The sequence below is a fragment of the Burkholderia sp. FL-7-2-10-S1-D7 genome (assembly GCF_001524185.1).
GTDB lineage: Bacteria > Pseudomonadota > Gammaproteobacteria > Burkholderiales > Burkholderiaceae > Burkholderia > Burkholderia diffusa.
Genome location: NZ_LOWY01000051.1, coordinates 21,143 through 41,666, shown reverse-complemented (window position 1 = coordinate 41,666; position 20,524 = coordinate 21,143). Strand labels below are relative to the sequence as shown.

Annotated in this window: 20 protein-coding genes and 1 tRNA gene; 10 read left to right on the top strand and 11 right to left on the bottom strand. The window is 65.5% G+C overall.

The genetic code is table 11. The features are described from left to right. Window positions 1-66: 66 nt before the first annotated feature. Together rpmA and rplU are read right to left on the bottom strand one after the other, a co-directional pair. Complete coding sequence (gene rpmA, locus WS75_RS18255; RefSeq protein ID WP_006476999.1) at window positions 67-330, bottom strand: 50S ribosomal protein L27; 264 nt, start codon at window positions 328-330, stop codon at window positions 67-69. A gap of 24 nt (window positions 331-354) precedes the next feature. Beyond that, window positions 355-666: a 50S ribosomal protein L21 gene (rplU, locus tag WS75_RS18250; protein WP_006025184.1), complete on the bottom strand. Its 312-nt coding sequence runs from the start codon at window positions 664-666 to the stop codon at window positions 355-357. 210 nt (window positions 667-876) lie between these two features. Here rplU and WS75_RS18245 point away from each other — a divergent pair, with 210 nt between their 5' ends. The 9 genes from WS75_RS18245 (at window position 877) to WS75_RS18205 (ending at window position 8,849) form a co-directional block, all read left to right on the top strand. Then, the gene (locus WS75_RS18245; RefSeq protein ID WP_059681792.1) at window positions 877-1,872 is read left to right on the top strand and encodes a polyprenyl synthetase family protein; all 996 of its coding nucleotides are present in this window, start codon (window positions 877-879) and stop codon (window positions 1,870-1,872) included. 149 nt (window positions 1,873-2,021) lie between these two features. Further along, a tRNA-Pro gene (locus tag WS75_RS18240) sits at window positions 2,022-2,098 on the top strand. 149 nt (window positions 2,099-2,247) lie between these two features. Further along, window positions 2,248-3,534 (top strand): HlyC/CorC family transporter, encoded by a 1,287-nt coding sequence (locus tag WS75_RS18235; protein WP_082729651.1) that lies wholly within the window; start codon window positions 2,248-2,250, stop codon window positions 3,532-3,534. A gap of 82 nt (window positions 3,535-3,616) precedes the next feature. Then, window positions 3,617-4,894, top strand: a complete 1,278-nt coding sequence (locus WS75_RS18230) for a GspE/PulE family protein (RefSeq protein ID WP_059681786.1) — start codon at window positions 3,617-3,619, stop codon at window positions 4,892-4,894. Between the two features lie 5 nt (window positions 4,895-4,899). Continuing rightward, window positions 4,900-6,105 (top strand): type II secretion system F family protein, encoded by a 1,206-nt coding sequence (locus tag WS75_RS18225; protein ID WP_059681882.1) that lies wholly within the window; start codon window positions 4,900-4,902, stop codon window positions 6,103-6,105. Window positions 6,106-6,150: 45 nt separating this feature from the next. Beyond that, the gene (locus WS75_RS18220; protein WP_059681784.1) at window positions 6,151-7,062 is read left to right on the top strand and encodes a prepilin peptidase; all 912 of its coding nucleotides are present in this window, start codon (window positions 6,151-6,153) and stop codon (window positions 7,060-7,062) included. A gap of 84 nt (window positions 7,063-7,146) precedes the next feature. Continuing rightward, on the top strand, window positions 7,147-7,755 hold the full coding sequence (coaE, locus tag WS75_RS18215; RefSeq protein ID WP_059681781.1) for a dephospho-CoA kinase: 609 nt from the start codon (window positions 7,147-7,149) through the stop codon (window positions 7,753-7,755). 109 nt (window positions 7,756-7,864) lie between these two features. Further along, complete coding sequence (gene zapD / locus WS75_RS18210; protein WP_059608176.1) at window positions 7,865-8,620, top strand: cell division protein ZapD; 756 nt, start codon at window positions 7,865-7,867, stop codon at window positions 8,618-8,620. 28 nt (window positions 8,621-8,648) lie between these two features. Continuing rightward, window positions 8,649-8,849 (top strand): DNA gyrase inhibitor YacG, encoded by a 201-nt coding sequence (locus WS75_RS18205; RefSeq protein ID WP_059506884.1) that lies wholly within the window; start codon window positions 8,649-8,651, stop codon window positions 8,847-8,849. Window positions 8,850-8,910: 61 nt separating this feature from the next. On the opposite strand, the gene WS75_RS18200 is transcribed toward WS75_RS18205, so the two are convergent. From WS75_RS18200 to secA, 4 genes are all read right to left on the bottom strand, one after another. Then, entirely contained in the window at window positions 8,911-9,354 is a 444-nt protein-coding gene (locus tag WS75_RS18200) for an NUDIX domain-containing protein (RefSeq protein ID WP_059681779.1), read from the bottom strand. Next, on the bottom strand, window positions 9,351-10,220 hold the full coding sequence (locus WS75_RS18195) for an ATP-binding protein (RefSeq protein ID WP_059608173.1): 870 nt from the start codon (window positions 10,218-10,220) through the stop codon (window positions 9,351-9,353). Before WS75_RS18195 ends, WS75_RS18200 begins: the two co-directional genes overlap by 4 nt. Before the next feature lie 19 nt (window positions 10,221-10,239). Beyond that, the gene (gene argJ / locus WS75_RS18190; RefSeq protein WP_059681776.1) at window positions 10,240-11,481 is read right to left on the bottom strand and encodes a bifunctional glutamate N-acetyltransferase/amino-acid acetyltransferase ArgJ; all 1,242 of its coding nucleotides are present in this window, start codon (window positions 11,479-11,481) and stop codon (window positions 10,240-10,242) included. A gap of 142 nt (window positions 11,482-11,623) precedes the next feature. After that, window positions 11,624-14,422, bottom strand: coding sequence for a preprotein translocase subunit SecA (secA, locus tag WS75_RS18185; RefSeq protein ID WP_059681774.1), 2,799 nt, complete (start codon window positions 14,420-14,422; stop codon window positions 11,624-11,626). Window positions 14,423-14,689: 267 nt separating this feature from the next. On the opposite strand from secA, the gene WS75_RS18180 reads away from it, so the two are divergent. Then, window positions 14,690-15,169, top strand: a complete 480-nt coding sequence (locus tag WS75_RS18180) for a DUF721 domain-containing protein (RefSeq protein ID WP_059681772.1) — start codon at window positions 14,690-14,692, stop codon at window positions 15,167-15,169. 82 nt (window positions 15,170-15,251) lie between these two features. Here the strand turns inward: WS75_RS18180 and lpxC are convergent, their stop codons facing one another. The 5 genes from lpxC to WS75_RS18155 form a co-directional block, all read right to left on the bottom strand. Next, entirely contained in the window at window positions 15,252-16,169 is a 918-nt protein-coding gene (gene lpxC, locus WS75_RS18175; RefSeq protein ID WP_059681879.1) for a UDP-3-O-acyl-N-acetylglucosamine deacetylase, read from the bottom strand. A gap of 240 nt (window positions 16,170-16,409) precedes the next feature. Further along, the gene (locus WS75_RS18170; protein ID WP_059681770.1) at window positions 16,410-16,916 is read right to left on the bottom strand and encodes a peroxiredoxin; all 507 of its coding nucleotides are present in this window, start codon (window positions 16,914-16,916) and stop codon (window positions 16,410-16,412) included. A 200-nt stretch (window positions 16,917-17,116) separates the two neighbouring features. Then, window positions 17,117-18,313: a cell division protein FtsZ gene (gene ftsZ, locus WS75_RS18165; RefSeq protein ID WP_059608169.1), complete on the bottom strand. Its 1,197-nt coding sequence runs from the start codon at window positions 18,311-18,313 to the stop codon at window positions 17,117-17,119. Between the two features lie 192 nt (window positions 18,314-18,505). Further along, window positions 18,506-19,738 (bottom strand): cell division protein FtsA, encoded by a 1,233-nt coding sequence (gene ftsA / locus WS75_RS18160; protein WP_006752447.1) that lies wholly within the window; start codon window positions 19,736-19,738, stop codon window positions 18,506-18,508. A gap of 26 nt (window positions 19,739-19,764) precedes the next feature. Continuing rightward, window positions 19,765-20,517, bottom strand: coding sequence for a cell division protein FtsQ/DivIB (locus WS75_RS18155; protein WP_059681768.1), 753 nt, complete (start codon window positions 20,515-20,517; stop codon window positions 19,765-19,767). Window positions 20,518-20,524 lie beyond the last annotated feature (7 nt).

The window sequence follows — 20,524 nt, the reverse complement described above, 5'->3', positions numbered from 1 at the left end:
CCAAATAAAAAAAGGCCCCGCGAAGACTGCGGGGCCTTTCGGCTACGAAGCCCGTGGGTGCCTGAATTAGGCAGCCGCCGGGACAACGATGACCAGATGCTTCTTGTCCGCGCCCTTGGTCGCGAACTTGACGTGACCGTCGACCAGCGCGAACAGGGTGTGATCCTTGCCCATGCCGACGTTCTCGCCAGCGTGCATGCGCGTACCGCGCTGACGCACGATGATGCCGCCGGCATTGATTGCCTGGCCGCCGTACACTTTCACGCCGAGACGTTTCGACTCGGAGTCGCGGCCGTTCCGGGAAGAGCCGCCTGCCTTTTTGTGTGCCATCTGATTGCTCCTTTACCGAGGCGCTTACGCGTTGATCGCGTCGATGCGCAGCTCAGTGTAGTTCTGGCGGTGGCCGCCGTGCTTTTGGTAGTGCTTCCGGCGACGCATCTTGAAGATGGTGACCTTGGCATGACGACCGTGCGACACAACGGTGGCCTTGACGGAAGCCCCACTGACCAGCGGCGTACCGAACTTAATCGATTCGCCTTCGCCCACTGCGAGAACCTGGTCGAGCGTGATTTCAGCGTCAATGTCAGCCGGTATCTGTTCTACTTTGAGTTTTTCGCCAACGGCAACCTTGTACTGCTTGCCGCCGGTTTTTATGACCGCGTACATTGAGAACCTCACTCTGGATCCAATTTTTCCGCACACCACGCGCGGAAAACACGTGATTATACATGGGGTTAGCACCCAAGTCAAAGCCGATCCACAATTGCCGCGCGCAAGACCTGGCCGGACGGCCAAAATCACGGTGCCGGCACGTGCGACAGACCGGGATATCGCGGATTGGACTTATAATCCGCGGCATCACCCATTTCGATCATCATGTCGTCGTCCACCGCCTCCCCCACCCTCAGCGCCGCCCACCTGCTCGCCCCGATCGCCAGCGACATGGAGCAGGTGAATCGCGTTATCCGGCAAAGCCTCGCGTCCGACGTGCTGCTGATCAACCAGATCGCCGAGTACATCATCGGCGCGGGCGGCAAGCGGCTGCGTCCGGCCCTGCTGCTGCTCATCGCCGGTGCGCTCGGCGAGACGTCGCACCAGCGGCACGTGCTGGCTGCCGTCGTCGAGTTCATCCACACGGCCACGCTGCTGCATGACGACGTCGTCGACGAATCCGAACTGCGGCGCGGCCGCCAGACGGCCAACGCGCTGTTCGGCAATGCGGCGAGCGTGCTGGTCGGCGACTACCTCTATTCGCGCTCGTTCGAGATGATGGTCGGCGTCGGCAAGATGCGCGTGATGGAAATCCTGTCGGAAGCGACGACGATCATCTCCGAAGGCGAAGTGCTGCAGCTTCTGAACATGCACGACGCGGACGTCGACGAGTCGCGCTACATGCAGGTGATCCGCTACAAGACAGCGAAGCTGTTCGAGGCATCGGCCCGCCTGGGCGCGGTGCTCGCCGGCGCCGATGCGCCGACCGAGGCCGCCGCTGCCGAATACGGCCGCCGGATCGGCACCGCATTCCAGATCATGGACGACTGGCTCGACTACGCGGGCACGGCCGAAGCGATGGGCAAGAATGCCGGCGACGATCTGCGCGAAGGCAAACCGACGCTCCCGCTCATCTATCTGATCGAACGCGGCACGCCAGAACAGTCGGCGCTTGCACGCGAGGTGATCGAACAAGGCGGCACCGATCGCTTCGATACGATTTTCGATGCCATCACCCGCTCGGGCGCGCTCGACCATACGCTCGAATGCGCGCGCCAGGAAGCACAGGCTGCTGCGGCCGCGATCGCCGCGTTCCCGGATTCGATCTACAAGGAAAGCCTGCTCGCGCTGTGCTCGTACTCGACGTCGCGGCAGTCGTAAACGCGCCGCGAAGGGGACGCGATACCTTGTCTGGAAAAATTTCTTCAACAAGGTATTCCCTTTTAGAAAAAACATCGTTATAGTTACGTTCTTGCTTGAGACGACGCAGCGATCTTCACGAAGACGCCAAAGTCGAAAGAGCAAAAAATCGGGGTGTAGCTTAGCCTGGTAGAGCGCTACGTTCGGGACGTAGAGGCCGGAGGTTCGAATCCTCTCACCCCGACCAGATTTGAAAAAACCGTGCACCATGTGCACGGTTTTTTTTTGCCTTCCTTTTGCCCGGTCACGCGGGCCCGATGCCGCGTGCGATATATACCGGCCGCCGGCCTCTGCTATATTCGCTCCATCCCTGTCCTTCACTGCCCATTCTGACGCGTGGACCAAATTCCCTTATGGGCGCAAATCGGCGCCGTCTTCCTGCTTCTCCTCTGCTCCAGCTTCTTTTCCATTTCCGAGACCGCGATGATGGCGCTCAACCGCCATCGGCTGAAGCATCTCGCCGGCCAGGGCGTGCTCGGCGCGAAAACCACGCAGGGTCTTCTCACACGCACCGACCTGCTGCTCAGCGTGATCCTGATCGGCAATAATCTGTTCAACACGATCATCCCGGTTCTGACGACCTCGCTCGCACTACACACGTTCGGCCGCAACAACCTCGCGCTGTCGATCGCGACCGGCATCGTCGCGTTCCTGATCATCGTGTTCGCGGAAATCGCGCCGAAGATCGTCGGCGCGACCTTCCCCGAGCGCATCGCGCTGCCCGCCAGTCTCGTGATCGCGCCGCTGATGCGCGTGTTCAAGCCGATCGTCTGGTTCGTCAACGCGCTCGCGAACGGCGTGCTCTGGGTGCTGCGCATCAACACGAAGAAGGGCCGCGACCAGCGTATGTCGGCCGACGAGCTGCGCGCGATCGTGCTCGAATCGAGCAGCTTCATGCCGACCAAGCACCGCAGCATCCTGCTCAACCTGTTCGACCTCGAGAACATCACCGTCGACGACGTGATGGTGCCGCGCCGGCAAATCGAATCGCTCAACTTCCACGCGCCGCTCGACGACATCCTGCATCAGCTCGAGACCTGCTATCACAACCGCCTGGTCGTCTACGAGGGCGACATCGACAAGGTGCTCGGCGTGCTGCACGTCCGGAAGACACTCACCGCACTGCACAACCAGGATTTCGACCGAGAAACGTTGCGCACGCTGCTCGCCGAGCCGTACTACGTGCCGTCGGGCACGCCGGTCGTCCAGCAGCTCCAGTATTTCCAGGAAAGCCGGCAGCGAACCGCGCTTGTCGTCAACGAGTACGGCGAACTCGAGGGGCTCGTCACGCCCGAGGACATCATCGAGGAACTGATCGGCGAATTCACGACGTCGATGCCGCGCGGCGAACGCGCGGGCGGCTGGAACCAGAACGGCGAATGCATCGTGGCCGCCAGCATGCCGCTGCGCGAACTGAACCGCTGGTTGCACCTGCAACTGCCAACCGACGGACCGAAAACGCTGAACGGCCTGATCCTCGAAATCCTCGAGGAAATTCCCGAAGGCGACGTGTGCCTGAAAATCGGCGACGTGATGCTCGAGGTCATGCGCAGCGACGACCAGGCCGTTCGCACCGTCAAGCTCTTCAAGCCGCGCAGCACGCGCGCACGCGCCACGCGCTAGCCGAACGGCCGACTGCCAGCACCGCTCGCGATACGCGACCATTTGCAGGTCACGATCAACAGGCGGCCGAGCGCCGGCTCACATGCACTTCCCACCTCCTGGGGCGCCGCTGCGCACGCAGCGGCCGCCTGCCTCCATCGACGCATCGCCCGCTGAAACGCCCCGGTCGCTCGATGCGGCGCAGCTCGACGATTCGCCCGCCGTGCGGCTGCTGACCGACACGCTGCACGCCGCCCGCGTGCGCGACGCGTCCGACGTCCACGTCGAACCGTTCGAAGCAGGCTGGCGCATCCGCCTGCGCATCGACGGCGTCCTGCATGAACACGCGCGGCCGCCTGCTCATCTGCGCGACGCACTCGTGACGCGGATCAAGGTGCTCGCCCGCATGGACATCGCCGAGCGCCGGCTTCCGCAGGACGGCCGGCTGCGCATCGCGGTCGACGGCGGCATGCGCGGCGACTACCGGGTCAGCTCGCTGCCCACGCTGTTCGGCGAGAAGCTCGTGTTGCGCCGCCTCGAAATATTGCCGCCCGACCTCACGCTTGCGCGCCTAGGCTTCGACGCGCGGCAGGCGGCGGCGATGGAGGCCGCGATTCGCGCGCCACACGGGCTCGTGCTCGTCACCGGGCCGACCGGAAGCGGCAAGACGCTGTCGCTTTACTGCGCGCTGCAGATGCTCGACCGCGATGCCCACAACGTGTGCACGGTCGAGGATCCGGCCGAGATTCAGCTCGAGGGCATCAACCAGGTCGGCGTGGCGGAAAAGGCCGGGCTCACTTTCGCCACTGCGCTGCGCGCGCTGCTGCGGCAGGACCCGGACGTCATCATGGTCGGCGAGATTCGCGATGCGGAGACGGCCGACGTCGCGATCAAGGCCGCGCAGACCGGGCACCTCGTGCTGTCGACGCTGCACACGAACGACGCGCCGACAGCCGTCGCGCGACTGCTCGACATCGGCGTCGCGCCGTACAACCTCGCGGCCGCGTTGCGCCTCGTCACCGCGCAACGCCTCGTTCGGCGCCTGTGCACCATCTGCCGCGTGCGTTCGGACGCATCGGCACGCGCGCTGCGCGAAGCAGGCTGCGATTCGGCAGCGCTGGAATCCGGATGGCGTCCGTTCGTCGCGCGCGGCTGTGCCGCCTGTCACGGCATCGGATATCGCGGCCGGATCGGCCTGCATCAGACAATGCCGGTTTCACCGGCAATGGCGGAGCGCATCGTCGCGCGCGCAAGCGTCGGCACGCTCGCGCAATGCGCGGCGTCCGAGGGCGTATGCAGTCTGCGCGACGCGGCACTTGCGCACGTCCGCGACGGCACGACGAGCATCGCGGAAGCGCTGGCCGCGACGCCCGACGCGTGATCGCCATGCATGCACCGCCAAGCGACACCTGCTTCACGTGGCGCGGCCGTCGTCGCGACGGCACGCCATGCCGCGGAAACGTCATCGCCTTCGATGCCGCCGCCGCACGGGCAGCGCTCGCGCGCGAGGGCGTTGCGGTGCTGTCGCTCGACGTCCGCGGCCCGGCCCGACCACCAGCGGCCGGCTCACGGGAGGTCACGCGCTTCACGCGTCAACTCGCGAGCCTGCTGCAAGCCGGACTACCGCTCGCGCCGTCGCTCGAGATGCTCGCCCGCACCCGCACGCGCGACGGGCTGCCGCGCATCGCCGCCGGTCTCGCGCGCGAGATCGTCGGCGGGCAACGCTTCGCCGCCGCGCTCGCACGCTATCCGTCCCAGTTCGGCATGCTGTATCGCCAGTTGATCGAGGTGGGCGAGGCATCGGGTGCGCTCGGTACCGTGCTGACCCGCGTCGCGGAGCACCGGGAACGCGCCGACGCGCAATGGCGCAAGCTGCGTGCCGCGCTCGCGTATCCGGTCGCCGTCATCGTGTTCGCGCTCGTTATCTCGGCCGCGCTGATGGTGTGGGTCGTGCCGACGTTCCGACAGATCTTCGACGGTTTCGGCGCGGCACTGCCTGCACCAACCCGCGCCCTGCTCGCCCTCTCGTCCGCGACATCGGCCTGGGGTGGCGCGTTGGTAGCCGGCGCAGCCGTCGCAGGATTCGCCGCGCGCCACGCGCTGCGGCGCTCGTCTTCGCTGCGCTATACGGTTGCACGGCATCTGCTGAATCTGCCGTGCGTCGGCAGCGCGCTCACGCGCTTCGCGACCGCGCGCTGGTGCCGCTCGCTTGCAACGCTGCTCGGCGCCGGCGTCCCGCTCGCCGATGCGTTCGCCACGCTCGAGCGCACCGCCGGCCATCCGGTGTTCGAACAGGCCACCGCACAGATTGCGACGCGCGTGCTGCGCGGCGCGCGTCTGGCCGATGCGATGCACGCGACGGGATGCTTCCCGGACGACGTCGTGCAGCCGATCGCCGTCGCCGAGGAAACCGGCGCGCTCGACACGATGCTCACCGATATCGCCGCACTATGCGAGCGTCAGCTCGACGCGCGTCTCGATGCGCTCGCAGCGCTCGGCGAGCCGCTGATCGTGATCGTGCTGGGCGCACTCGTCGGCGGCCTCGTGATCGCGATGTATCTGCCCATCCTTCAGCTGGGCAACGTGGTGTAGCATCGCAACCGATTCTGTCGCCTTTCATGCCCGAACCCGAGCCCCATGACGCCCGCGCCCCTGATCACCGTTTTCGACTCGCCCAACAGCATGTTGCTCGCGCTGGCGATGCTGCCGGCCGCGGTGCAATATGCGTTCGCCGTCGTGCTCGGCCTGTGCGTCGGCAGCTTCGTGAACGTCGTCGTGCATCGCATCCCGGTGATGATGCAGCGCGCCTGGCAGGCCGAGATCGCCGAAGCGACCGGCAGCGCATGCACGCCGTCGGACGACGGTTATCCGCCGCATTACGATCTGTGGCGCCCGCGCAGCGCCTGTCCACATTGCGGTCACGTGCTGCGTGCGTGGGAGAACATCCCGCTCGTGAGCTACTTGCTGTTGCGCGGGCGCTGCCGTCAGTGCGGTCATGCGATCGGCGTGCGCTATCCGCTCGTCGAACTCGCTGGTGCGCTGCTCGCCGCCGGTTCGCTCGCCGCGTTCGGCCCCACCGTCGCCGCACTCGCCGCGTTCGGACTGTGCGCGGCACTGCTGGCCATGAGCGCGATCGATATCCAGACCGGGTACCTGCCCGATTCGATGACGCTGCCGTTGCTGTGGGCCGGGCTCGCACTGAACCTCGGCGGCACGTTCACGTCGCTGCGTTCGGCCGTGGTCGGCGCGATGGCCGGCTACCTGTTCCTGTGGTCGGTTTACTGGCTGTTCAAATGGTTGCGCGGCATCGAGGGCATCGGCTTCGGCGACCTGAAGCTGCTCGCCGCGCTCGGCGCGTGGATGGGCTGGGCCGCGCTGCCGCAGGTCGTGCTGTTCGCCGCGGTGACGGGCGCGCTCGTCGGGCTCGTCGCGACCTGGCGCGGACGCATGCGCTTCGAGGAGCCGATTCCGTTCGGCCCGTTTCTCGCGGCAGGCGGCGTCGCGACGCTGTTTTTCGGTACCCCTTTCTACTCGGCACTCGGCGGCTGACATGACGCACCGCCAGCGGCCGCCATGTTCGCTGCGTCGCGGGAAGGCGCTTCGCTGCCTCGTGACGGCCCGGCGGAGGCTCACATGTTTTCAATAGGACTCACCGGCGGCATCGGCAGCGGCAAGACGACCGTCGCCGACATGTTCGCCGCACGCGGTGCATCGCTCGTCGATACCGACCTGATCGCGCACCGCATCACCGCACCGGCCGGCCTCGCGATGCCAGCGATCGAACAGGCATTCGGACCGGACTTCATCGCAGCCGACGGCTCGCTCGACCGCGCGAAGATGCGCGCACTCATTTTCAGCGACGACGACGCACGTCGGCGCCTCGAAGCTATCACGCATCCGCTGATCCGCGCCGAGACCGAGCGCGAGGCCCGCGAAGCGCAGGGCCCTTACGTGATCTTCGTCGTGCCGCTGCTCGTCGAGTCAGGTAACTGGAAGGCGCGCAGCGATCGCGTGCTGGTCGTCGACTGTCCGGTCGAAACGCAGATCGCACGTGTGATGCGGCGCAATGGTTTCACGCGCGAACAAGTCGAAGCGATCATCGCAAGACAGGCGACGCGCGAAGCACGTCTCGCTGCGGCCGACGATGTGATCGTCAACGACGCGACGACACCCGCTGCTCTCGCCGCACAGGTCGACGCACTGCACCAACGCTATCTCGCATTCGCGGCTGCCGCACACTGACCGCCGCGTGCGATCGTGATGGTGTACGAAATTGGTGCGTTGCTAGGGTAGACAGTGAGCATTAGAATGTCCTGCATTGTTTCAATCCCTACCCTAGAGGCGAGCGCGCTTGATTCTTTACGAGTATCCGTTCAACGAGCGAATTCGCACGCTATTGCGCCTCGAAGACCTGTTCGAGCGCTTCGCGTTCTTTTTGGCTCAGGAGGACCCGCGTGAACATCACGTCGCGCTGACGACGCTGTTCGAAATCGCCGAGGTCACAGGCCGCGCGGACCTGAAATCGGATCTGATGAAGGAGCTCGAACGTCAACGCCAGACGCTCGCCCCCTTTCGCGGCAATCCGGGCATCGAACAGAATGCGCTCGAGGCCGTGCTCGGTGAAATCGAGCAGACACTCGCCAATCTTGCGCAGATGCAGGGCAAGACCGGGCAGCATCTGGTCGACAACGAGTGGCTCGCCAGCATCCGCAGCCGCGCGGTGATTCCCGGCGGCACGTGCAAGTTCGACCTGCCGTCGTACTATGCGTGGCAGCAATGGCCCGCGGAACAGCGGCGCCAGGACATCGCGAAATGGATCCTGCCGCTGCTACCGCTGCGCGATGCCGCTGCGATCGTGCTGCGGCTCGCACGTGAATCGGGGCAGGCTTCGAAAGTGATGGCGATGCAGGGCAGCTACCAGCAGATGTTGTCGGGGCGCTCCTACCAGCTGATGCAGGTCCGCGTGCCCCCGGAGCTGCGCGTGATTCCCGAAGCGAGCGCCAACAAATACATGCTGTGGGTACGGTTCACCATGCAGGACGGCGACGTGCGGCCGCGCGCGGTGGACATCGACGTGCCGTTCCATCTGACACTGTGCAATCTGTAACGGCCGCGTGCCGGTTCGACGCTTTCGTATGACTACCGTAGTGAAATGTCCTTCGTGCGGCGCAGAAGTGCGCTGGACGCCTGAAAACAAGTTCCGTCCCTTCTGTTCGGCCCGCTGCAAGCAGCTCGACCTCGGCGCATGGGCCGCAGAAAAGTACCGGATCGGCGGCGCCTCCGACGAGGGTCCGTCGTCGGAGGAAGACGGCACCGACGGCCGCCGCGACAGCTGAGCGGCGCGCGACACGCCCGCCCTGCGGATATGGCCCGCCTTTCAGGCGAGCCGCCACGGCGTCATTGCGACGCCGCCTCCTTCTCAAGCAGCTCCAGCACCGGCAGCGCCGCCGGCAACAGCGGCGAGACCTCGACCGGCAGTTGCTGCCACACGAACGCCTGCCCTTCCTTGCTGTGCGGCTCGCCCGTCCAGCCCGTCACCTTGCAGAAATAGAGCCGCACGTACGCGTGCGGATAATCGTGCTCGAGCGTATGCCAGCGGTGGCTGGCGGTGACTTCGATGCCGAGTTCCTCGTGCAATTCGCGCGCCAGCGCGTCCTCCACGCTCTCCCCGGCCTCCAGCTTGCCGCCGGGAAACTCCCAGTAGCCCTCGTACGGCTTGCCCTGCAGCCGCTGCGCGAGCAGGTAACGACCGTCCGCCTGCACCATCACGCCGACCGCGACCTCTGTCACCTTGCGTCCATCGGGCGCGCGCACGCTGCCCGCTGCGAAATCCGCGCTCATGCCTGCTCCTTGCGACCCGACCAGTCGCGCGCGAACTGCCATGCGACGCGCCCCGAACGTGAACCGCGCTCGAGCGCCCAGACGAGCGCGTCGCCGCGCGCCGTCTCGATCTCCGCGTCCGCGCAGCCGAAATGGCGCAGCCAGTGCGCGACGATGTCGAGGTAGTCGTCCTGCTTGAACGGGTAGAAGCTGACCCACAGGCCGAAGCGCTCCGACAGCGAGATCTTTTCCTCGACGACTTCACCGGGGTGGATCTCGCCGTCCGGCAGATGCTTGTACGACTCGTTGTCGCTCATGTACTCGGGCAGCAGATGGCGGCGGTTCGACGTCGCGTAGATCAGCACGTTGTCGGACTGCGCCGCGATCGAGCCGTCGAGCGCGACCTTCAGCGCCTTGTAGCCCGATTCGCCCTCCTCGAACGACAGGTCGTCGCAGAACACGATGAAACGCTCCGGGCGCTGAGAGATCAGATCAACGATGTCGCCGAGATCGTGCAGGTCGTCCTTGTCGACTTCGATCAGGCGCAGCCCGTCCTTCGCATACGCGTTCAGGCAGGCCTTGATCAGGGACGACTTGCCAGTGCCGCGCGCACCTGTCAGCAGCACGTTGTTCGCCGGCTTGCGCTGGACGAACTGTCGCGTGTTCTGCTCGATCAGCCCTTTCTGTCGATCGATGTTGTGCAGGTCGCCCAGCGTGATCGACGACGCTGCCGGCACCGGCTGCAAATAGCCGCGCCCCTGGCGCTTGCGCCAGCGGAACGCGGTGGCGGCGTTCCAGTCGATGGCCGCCGGCGCGGGCGGCAGCATCCCCTCAAGGCGGCCGAGCAGCGCTTCCGCGCGCGTCAGAAACTGTTCGAGCTTGTCCATGTCGTTCGAGCGCTCCCGATCAGGAGCGATAATCCGCGTTGATGCTCACGTAATCGTGCGAAAGATCGCACGTCCAGATCGTTGCCTGCGCGTCACCGCGGCCGAGCAGCACGCGGATCGTGATTTCGCTCTGCTTCATCACGCGCTGGCCGTCCTCCTCCTGGTAAGCCGGGTTGCGGCCACCGGCCTTCGCGACGAGCACGTCGTCGAGATAGAGATCGATCTTGCCGACGTCGAGATCCGTGACGCCCGCGTAGCCGATCGCCGCGAGGATCCGGCCCAGGTTGGGGTCGGATGCGTAGAAGGCCGTCTTCACGAGCGGCGAGTGCCCGATCGCATACGCGATCTGGCGGCACTCGGCGACGCTCTTGCCGCCTTCGACCTGCACCGTCATGAATTTCGTTGCGCCTTCGCCATCGCGCACGATCAGCTGCGACAGCACCTGAGCGACCTGCGTGACCGCATCGCGCAGCGCTGCATAGGCGGGCGAATCGGTCGACGTGATCGCGGGCAGCGTGCTCTTGCCCGATGCGATCAGGATGAACGAGTCGTTCGTCGACGTATCGCCGTCGATCGTGATGCAGTTGAACGAGCGGTCGGCCACTTCCTTCACGAGCGTATCGAGGACCGGCTGCGCCACCGTCGCATCGAACGCGAGGAAGCCCAGCATCGTCGCCATGTTCGGCTTGATCATGCCCGCCCCCTTGCTGATGCCCGTCAGCGTGACCGTGTGGCCGTCGATCGTCACCTGGCGAGACGTGGCCTTCGGCAGCGTGTCGGTCGTCATGATCGCCTGCGCGGCGTCGTACCAGTTCGCGGCCTTGCGGTTTGCGAGCGCGGCCGGCAGCCCAGCCTTCAGGCGGTCGATCGGCAGCGGCTCGAGAATCACGCCGGTCGAGAACGGCAACACCTGCGCGGCCTCGATGCCCGCGAGGCGCGCGAGTTCCGAGCAGGTCTCACGCGTGTTCACGAGGCCCGGCTCGCCGGTGCCCGCATTCGCGTTGCCCGTGTTCACGACGAGCGCGCGGATGCCCGCGCCGCCGGCACGCACCGCTGCCAGGTGCTCGCGACACACCGTCACCGGCGCGGCGCAGAAGCGGTTCTCGGTGAATACGCCTGCGACCGTCGCCCCTTCGTCGACGGAGATGACCAGCACGTCCTTGCGATTCGGCTTGCGGATGTTCGCTTCCGCCCAGCCGAGCGTGACGCCGGCGACAGGATGGAGTTGGGCGGGATCGATCGACGGAAAATTGACAGCCATAGGGCACACCTGCCGGATGGAAAATGCCGGCATCCGCCGGCATCGATTGGAAGAACCGGCGGGCCGCACGCGGGCCGCCGCAACTCACATCACTGACTCGAAGCTGCAAACGAAGCGGCACGCGGGTGCGCGCCGCCGTCGATCATGACAGCTTCCCGTGACATTGCTTGTACTTCTTGCCGCTGCCGCACGGGCAGGGGTCATTGCGGCCGACCTTCGGCATCTCGCCGCCGGGGCCGCTGTGGGTCATCGCGCTGCCGACCATGTCGGCCGTCGCCGTCGCCGCGGTGGCGGCCGCGACGTTCGCGACCGGCGCGCCGGATTCCGCGTAGTCGGCATGCTGATACTCGACGTTTTCGAGATGACCGCCGCGCTCCTCGATCTGCTCGGCGGCTTCCTCGAGCTGCTCCGGCGACTGGATCTGCACGTTCATCACGATGCGCGTGACTTCCTGCTTGATCGCCTCGAGCATCGCGGCGAACAGCTCGAACGCCTCGCGCTTGTATTCCTGCTTCGGGTTCTTCTGCGCATAGCCGCGCAGGTGGATGCCCTGGCGCAGGTGGTCGAGCGCCGCAAGGTGCTCGCGCCACAGGCGATCGACCGTCTGCAGCATGACCGAGCGCTCGAACGCGCTGAACGATTCGCGGCCGACCATCGCGACCTTCGCCTCGTACTGCTCGTCGGCGGCGGTCGTCACCGCTTCGAGAATCTCCTCGGCCGTGATCGACGACGACTCGTTCACCATTTCCTGGATCGCGAGGTCGAGCTGCCAGTCGTTGCGCAGCGCTTCCTCGAGCTCGGGCACGTCCCACTGTTCCTCGATGCTGCCTTGCGGCACGAACTGGTGGACGACTTCGGCGATCACGCCATGACGCATCGCCGAGATCGTCTCGGTGATGTCGTGGGCTTCGAGCAGTTCATTGCGCTGCTGGTAGATCACCTTGCGCTGGTCGTTCGACACGTCGTCGTATTCGAGCAGCTGCTTGCGGATGTCGAAGTTGCGCGCCTCGACCTTGCGCTGCGCCGATTCGATCGAACGCGTAACGATGCCGGCCTCGATCGCCTCGCCTTCCGGCATCTTCAGTCGATCCATGATCGAGCGCACGCGGTCGCCCGCGAAGATGCGCAGCAGCGGATCGTCGAGCGACAGGTAGAAGCGCGACGAGCCCGGGTCGCCCTGGCGGCCCGCACGGCCGCGCAGCTGGTTGTCGATCCGGCGCGATTCGTGGCGCTCGGTGCCGATGATGTGCAGGCCGCCCGCGGCCTTCACCTGCTCGTGCAGCGTTTCCCACTCGTCGTGCAGCTGCTTGATGCGGCGCGCTTTTTCGTCGGCCGGGATCGCGTCGTCGGCCTCGATGAACGCGGCCTGCTTCTCGGCGTTGCCGCCGAGCACGATGTCGGTACCGCGGCCCGCCATGTTGGTGGCGATCGTGATGCGGTTCGGACGGCCGGCTTCCGCGACGATCGCGGCTTCACGCTCGTGCTGCTTCGCGTTCAGCACCTCGTGCGGCAGGCCGGCCTGCTTCAGCAGGTGCGACAGCAGTTCCGAGTTCTCGATCGACGTCGTGCCGACCAGCACCGGCTGGCCGCGCTCGTAGCAGTCGCGAATGTCGCGGATCACCGCGTCGTAACGCTCCTTGGCCGTCTTGTAGATCTGGTCCTGCTTGTCGATCCGCTTCGGCGGGCGGTTGGTCGGGATCACGACCGTCTCGAGGCCGTAGATCTCGTTGAATTCGTACGCTTCGGTGTCGGCCGTACCGGTCATGCCCGCGAGCTTCGCGTACATGCGGAAGTAGTTCTGGAACGTGATCGAGGCGAGCGTCTGGTTCTCGCTCTGGATCTTCACGTGTTCCTTCGCCTCGACCGCCTGGTGCAGGCCGTCGGACCAGCGGCGGCCCGCCATCAGGCGGCCCGTGAATTCGTCGACGATCACCACTTCGCCGTTCTGCACGACGTAGTGCTGGTCCTTGTGGAACAGCGTGTGTGCGCGCAGCGCCGCGTACACGTGGTGCATCAGCGTGATGTTCTGCGGCGCGTACAGGCTCTCGCCCTCGCCGATCAGGCCCCACTCGGCGAGCAGCCGCTCGGCCTTCTCGTGGCCCGACTCCGTCAGGAACACCTGGCGCGCCTTCTCGTCGAGCGTGTAGTCGCCCGGTTTCTCGACGCCCGTGCCGTCGGCCTTCTCCTCGCCGATCTGCCGCTCGAGCAGCGGCGGCAGCGCGTTCATCCGGACGTACAGTTCGGTGTGATCTTCCGCCTGGCCCGAGATGATCAGCGGCGTACGCGCCTCGTCGATCAGGATCGAGTCCACTTCGTCGACGACCGCGAAGTTCAGTGCCCGCTGCACGCGCGCGTCGGTCTCGTAGACCATGTTGTCGCGCAAGTAGTCGAAGCCGAACTCGTTGTTCGTGCCGTAGGTGATGTCCGCCGCGTAGGCCTGCTGCTTCTGGTCGTGCTCCATGCCGGACAGGTTGATGCCGACCGACAGACCGAGGAAGTTGTAGAGGCGCGCCATCCATTCGGCGTCGCGCTGCGCGAGGTAGTCGTTGACCGTCACGACGTGCACGCCACGGCCGGCCAGCGCATTCAGGTAGACGGGCAGCGTCGCGACGAGCGTCTTGCCCTCGCCGGTGCGCATTTCCGCGATCTTGCCGTAGTGGAGCACCATGCCGCCGATCATCTGCACGTCGAAGTGGCGCATCTTCAGCACGCGGCGGCTCGCCTCCCGGCAGACCGCGAACGCCTCGGGCAGCAGCTTGTCGAGCGACTCGCCGCCCGCGATCCGCTGGCGGAACTCATCCGTCTTGCCGCGCAACTGGTCGTCCGTCAGCTTCTCGATCTGCGTTTCGAGCGCATTGATCGTCGCGACGGTCTTTTGATATTGCTTGACGAGCCGCTGGTTGCGGCTGCCAAAAATTTTCTGGAGAAAACCGGTTGTCATCGGATCGGATCCTGCGTCGCAGCACCGGCGCCCGGCGCGCGTTGCGCGCCCCGACGCCCGAGCCCCGGCGGCTTAGCGAATTAGTGGAATCAAACGAGCAATTTTAGCACGCGAGGAAGCATGCGCCGGTGTCCCGGCCGGACTCACGCCGCACGCCAAACCCGCGCGGGCAACCGGGCGCGTGACCCGAAAGCCGCCCGTGCGCGAGCCGGCGCGGGTACAATCGGCGTCAACGTCCGCGCCCGTGCGCGCCCGAAGAATGCCTCGATGAACCGATTTTCCAAGCGTTTCGGCCCGCTCCCCGCGTATCGCCCGCAACCCGTGTCCGAAGTGCTCAACCGCACCGACGCGTTCGCGGCGCTGCGCGCCGGCGTCGAACAAGTCGCGTCGCTGCAGCGCGACCTCGCCGCGCTCCTGCCCGACTATCTCGCGAATCACGTCGAACCGGGCTCCATCAAGGACGGCACCCTGACCCTCTTTGCCGCGCACAATGCGCTCGCCGCCCGGCTGCGGCAGGTCGAGCCGCGCCTGCTCGCCGATCTCCAGAAGCGCGGCTGGCCGGTCTCGGCGCTGCGCGTGCGCGTGCGTCCGAAGGACGCGCCGGAACCGCCGCACGTGAAGCAGGCGCGTATGACGACCGTCGGCGCTACCGCGTTGCGCGACCTCGCCGATCACCTCGAGCCGTCGCCGCTGCAGGCTGCACTCGCGCGGATGGCCGCGCGCCACGGTGCGAAGTCTTCGCGCTGAACGCGCGCCGACCGCGCAGGCGGCCGCCCAATGAAAAAGCGACCCGAAGGTCGCTTTTTTTATCGCGGGTGCCGAATGCCGATCAGGCGAAGGCCGTCTGCGTGTCGAACGCGAAGCCGCTCGGCGCGGCTTGCGGATCGTCGAACGTGACGATCTCGTATGCGTCCTCGTGCGCGAGCAGTTCGCGCAGCAGCGCATTGTTCAACCCGTGACCCGACTTGTATGCGGTGTACGACGCCAGCAGCGGATGGCCGATCACGTACAGGTCGCCGATCGCGTCGAGCATCTTGTGCTTCACGAACTCGTCGTCGTAGCGCAGCCCGTCGTTGTTCAGGATCCGGTATTCGTCGAGCACGATCGCGTTGTCCATGCTGCCGCCGCGTGCGAGACCCAGCTCGCGCATCATTTCGACTTCATGGGCAAAACCGAACGTGCGCGCACGCGCGATCTCGCGTACGTACGACGTGTTCCCGAAGTCGACCTCGAGTTCCTGGCCGGTCTTGTCGACGGCCGGGTGACGGAAGTCGATCGTGAACTTCAGCTTGAAGCCGAAATACGGATCGAGACGCGCGAACTTGTCGCCGTCGCGGAATTCGACCGGCTTCTTCACCTTGATGAAGCGCTTCGGCGCATTCTGCTCCTCGATGCCCGCGGATTGGATCAAGAACACGAAGGACGCGGCGCTGCCGTCCATGATCGGGATTTCCTCGGCCGTCACGTCGACATAGAGGTTGTCGATGCCGAGGCCGGCACACGCCGACATCAGGTGCTCGACGGTCGACACGCGCGCACCATCCTTCTGCAGCACCGACGCGAGCCGCGTGTCGCCGATCGACATCGCGGATGCCGGAATGTCGACTGGCGTGGGCAGGTCGACGCGCGAGAAAACGATCCCCGTGCCCGGCGCGGCCGGGCGAAGCGTCAGTTCGACCTTCCGGCCCGAGTGGAGACCGATGCCCACGGTCTTCACGATCGATTTAATGGTGCGCTGCTTCAGCATGGTGTTCTTCATCTTGATTGAGATTATCAATCAGGAGCTATATTCGATAGGTGGGATTATAGCGTAATTCCCTATTCAACGCTGTTTGAAACTGCGTATCAATCTGTTTCGACTGTTTACCCGCGCCGATACGGGACGGGCCGATGCCCGGAACGGAGGCGTTTCCGGTCATCGGCCCGTGTTACAACTGCCCTGAGGCCGGTGAGCAGCGTTGCCGGCAGGCAACGGCGCACCGCACGATCAGGACTTCAACGTCGCGAGCACGCTCGCCGCATCGCTCACTTCGAACTTGCCCGGCGCTTCGACGGCCAGCGTCTTGACCACACCGTCGTCGACCACCATCGCGTAGCGCAGGGAACGGATTCCCATGCCACGCGCGGACAAATCCTGCGTCAGCCCCAGCGCATGAGTGAAAGCAGCGCTGCCGTCCGCCATCATGCGCACCTTGCCCGCGGTGTGCAGATCACGTCCCCATGCGCCCATCACGAATGCGTCGTTGACGGACACGCACCAGACCTCGTCGATGCCCGCCGAGCGCAGTTGCTCGGCGTGCTCGACATAGCCCGGCACATGCTGCGCCGAACAGGTCGGCGTGAAAGCACCCGGCAATCCGAAGATCACCACCCGCTTTCCCGCAACCTGATCGCGCACGCTGAAGGCATTCGGCCCCAGCGTGCAGCCTTCGCGCGCGTCGTCGATGAATTCGAACAGTTGCGCGTCGGGCAGCGCGTCGCCCACTTGAATCATGGCTGGTCCCTCATAGCGATACGGTTTTTCGGCGTATTGCGGACAGCACGTCCCATCCCGCTCCGCTCATGCGAAGAGGGCACGTTTCCCGGCCCGGCGTCGCATCCGACGCGGCCTGTCGTGGTCCGTGGCATCCGTCACGCCGGCGTTACCGCGGCAATCTCATCGATTGCGCCGCGGCTTCGCCTGTGTGTGCGTCGTCAGTCAGCCTGCTTGCGCAGGAAAGCCGGGATGTCGTACGTGTCGACACCCTTCTCCTGCAGCGCCTGCACGTGCGATGCCGCGGTTTCGCGCGAATTGCGCCACACCGCCGGCGTATCGAGCGCGCCGTAGTCGGCCGTGCTGACGTGTTGCGGCTGCGCATAGCCGTGCGAGATCGCGCTGACCGGCTGATTGTCGGTACCCGTGCGCAGCAGCGTCATCGGAGCCGATTGCTGCTTCTTCGCCGCACGGCCCAAACCCGTCGCCACGACCGTCACGCGCAGTGCATCGCCCATTGCGTCGTCGTACACCGCACCGAAGATCACCGTGGCGTCTTCCGCCGCGTAGCTCTTGATCGTGTTCATCACTTCGCGCGTTTCCGACAGGCGCAGCGAACGGCTCGACGTGATGTTGACCAGCACGCCGCGCGCGCCCGACAGATCGACGCCTTCGAGCAGCGGGCTCGCCACGGCCTGTTCCGCCGCGAGGCGTGCGCGATCGACGCCGGCGACCGTCGCCGTGCCCATCATCGCCTTGCCCTGCTCGCCCATCACCGTCTTCACGTCTTCGAAGTCGACGTTCACGAGGCCATCGACATTGATGATTTCGGCAATGCCTGCAACCGCGTTGTTCAACACGTCGTCCGCGCACTGGAAGCACTTGTCCATCTCGGCGTCATCGCCCATCACGTCGAACAGCTTGTCGTTCAGGACGACGATCAGCGAGTCGACGTGATCCTCCAGTTGCTGCGAGCCTGCTTCCGCGACGCGCATGCGCTTGCCGCCTTCGAATTCGAACGGCTTGCTGACGACACCCACCGTCAGAATGCCCATCTCCTTCGCGATCTGCGCGACCACCGGCGCCGCGCCCGTGCCCGTACCGCCACCCATGCCGGCCGTGATGAACACCATGTGCGCGCCACGCAGCGCGTCGGCGATGCGCTCACGCGCCTCTTCCGCCGCCGCCTTGCCCATTTCCGGCTTCGCGCCGGCGCCGAGGCCGGTGTTGCCGAGCTGGATCACGGACGGTGCGCGCGCGCGCGACAGCGCCTGTGCGTCGGTGTTCATCACGATGAAGTCGACGCCCTGCACGCCACGGTTGATCATGTGCTGAACGGCATTGCCGCCAGCGCCGCCAACGCCGACCACCTTGATGATGGTGCCGTTGGTTTCGGTTTCCAGCATTTCGAATTCCATTGTTGCCTCCGTCAAGAAAATAAAACTACTCGGCCGTTATTCGGCAGGAGATCGGGCAACCTCCTGTCGCGCGCCAGCCGCCGGCACCAGCGCGAATTTCGATTCGGTTCATCCCCAAGAAAACGCCGGGCTGCCCCAGGTTTTCTTGGCCCCCTCGGGGGGCAGGCTCGGCCTTCCGAGCCGTGGGGGTACTCAAAAATTGCTCAGGAACCACTCCTTCATCCGCGAGAAGATCTGCCCCGCGTTGCCGGACTGCACGGCGACCTTGCGACCGCGCATGCGCTGTGCACTGCCTTCGACGAGCAGGCCCATCGCCGTCGAGTAGCGCGGATTGCGCACCACGTCGGCGAGGCCGCCCGCGTATTCCGGCGCGCCGATGCGCACCGGCTTCAGGAAAATGTCTTCGCCGAGCTCGACCATGCCCGGCATCATCGAAGCGCCGCCGGTAATGACCACGCCGGAGCTCAGCAGTTCTTCATAACCCGACTCGCGCACCACCTGCTGCACGAGCGAGAACAGTTCCTCGACGCGCGGCTCGATCACGGCCGCGAGCGCCTGGCGCGACAGCGTGCGCGGGCCGCGTTCGCCGAGGCCCGGCACTTCGACCATCTCGTCCGGATCGGCGAGCGCCTGCTTCGCGATCCCGTAGCCGACCTTGATGTCTTCCGCGTCCGGCGTCGGCGTGCGCAGCGCCATCGCGATGTCGCTCGTGATCTGGTCGCCGGCGATCGGAATCACCGCGGTATGGCGGATCGCGCCTTCGGCGAAGATCGCGATGTCGGTCGTGCCGCCGCCGATGTCGACCAGCACCACGCCGAGATCCTTCTCGTCTTCCGTCAACACGGCCAGCGACGACGCGAGCGGCTGCAGGATCAGGTCGTTCACTTCCAGCCCGCAGCGGCGCACGCACTTGACGATGTTCTGCGCGGCACTGACCGCGCCCGTCACGATGTGCACCTTCACCTCGAGGCGGATGCCGCTCATCCCGATCGGCTCGCGCACGTCTTCCTGGCCGTCGATGATGAATTCCTGCGTGAGGATGTGCAGCACCTGCTGGTCGGTCGGGATGTTGATCGCCTTCGCGGTCTCGATCACGCGCGCGACGTCGGTCTGCGTGACTTCCTTGTCCTTGATCGCGACCATCCCGCTCGAGTTGAAGCTGCGGATGTGGCTGCCGGCAATCCCCGTGAACACGTTGGTGATCTTGCAGTCGGCCATCAGCTCGGCTTCCTCGAGCGCGCGCTGGATCGACTGCACGGTGGCCTCGATATTGACCACCACGCCCTTCTTCAGACCCTTCGATTCGCTCTGGCCGAGGCCGATCACCTCGTAATGGCCTTCGCCCTTCAGCTCGGCGACAATGGCCACCACCTTCGACGTGCCGATGTCGAGGGAAACCAGCAGATCCTTGTAGTCTTTGCTCATAAAGTGCTCTTGCGTGTGATCTCTCGTTACTTCTTGCGCTTGTCGGTATCGGTCAGGAACCGCATGCCTGCCGCACGAATCGCGAATCCGTTCGGATAACGCAGGTCCGCATACTCGATGTCGTTGCCCCAACGCGCCGTGACGGCCGGCCACGCGGCGACGAGGCGCTGGCTCCGGTCATGCAGGGTCTCGCTGGTGCGCTCCTTGCCCAGCTCGACCTGCATGCCGTTCGACAGCTTCACCGTCCACGCGTAGCGCGCCGACAGCGTCACTTCTTCCGGCGCCGCCTTCAGCGGCGCAAACCAGTTCGTGAAGTCGCGATACCGCGTGACGACTTCCTTCGCACTACCCTCCGGGCCATCGAACGCCGGCAGTTCCTGATCCAGTTCGCCCTGGTTCGCGGTGAACAGCTCGCCGTCGACGCTCACGAGCTGCGCGCTGCCCCAGGTCCCGAGCGGTTTGTACTCCTCGAGCGTGACAGCCAGCGCATTCGGCCACACCCGGCGCACGCTCGCGTGGCGCACCCACGGCATCTGCTCGAACGCGGCACGCGCCGTATCGAGATCGACCGTGAAGAAATTGCCCTTCAGCCGGCCGACCACACCCGCACGCACCGTCGGCGTGTTGATGTGCTCGGTGTCGCCGTCGATCCGGATTTCGCGCAGCGCGAACGTCGGACGCTGGATCAACCAGTAGCAGCCGGCCGCCGCCAACACGAGCAGCAACAGCGCATACAGCGCGCTGGCGGCAAGGTTGAGTTGGCGAACGTTGTTCCACATACGTCGT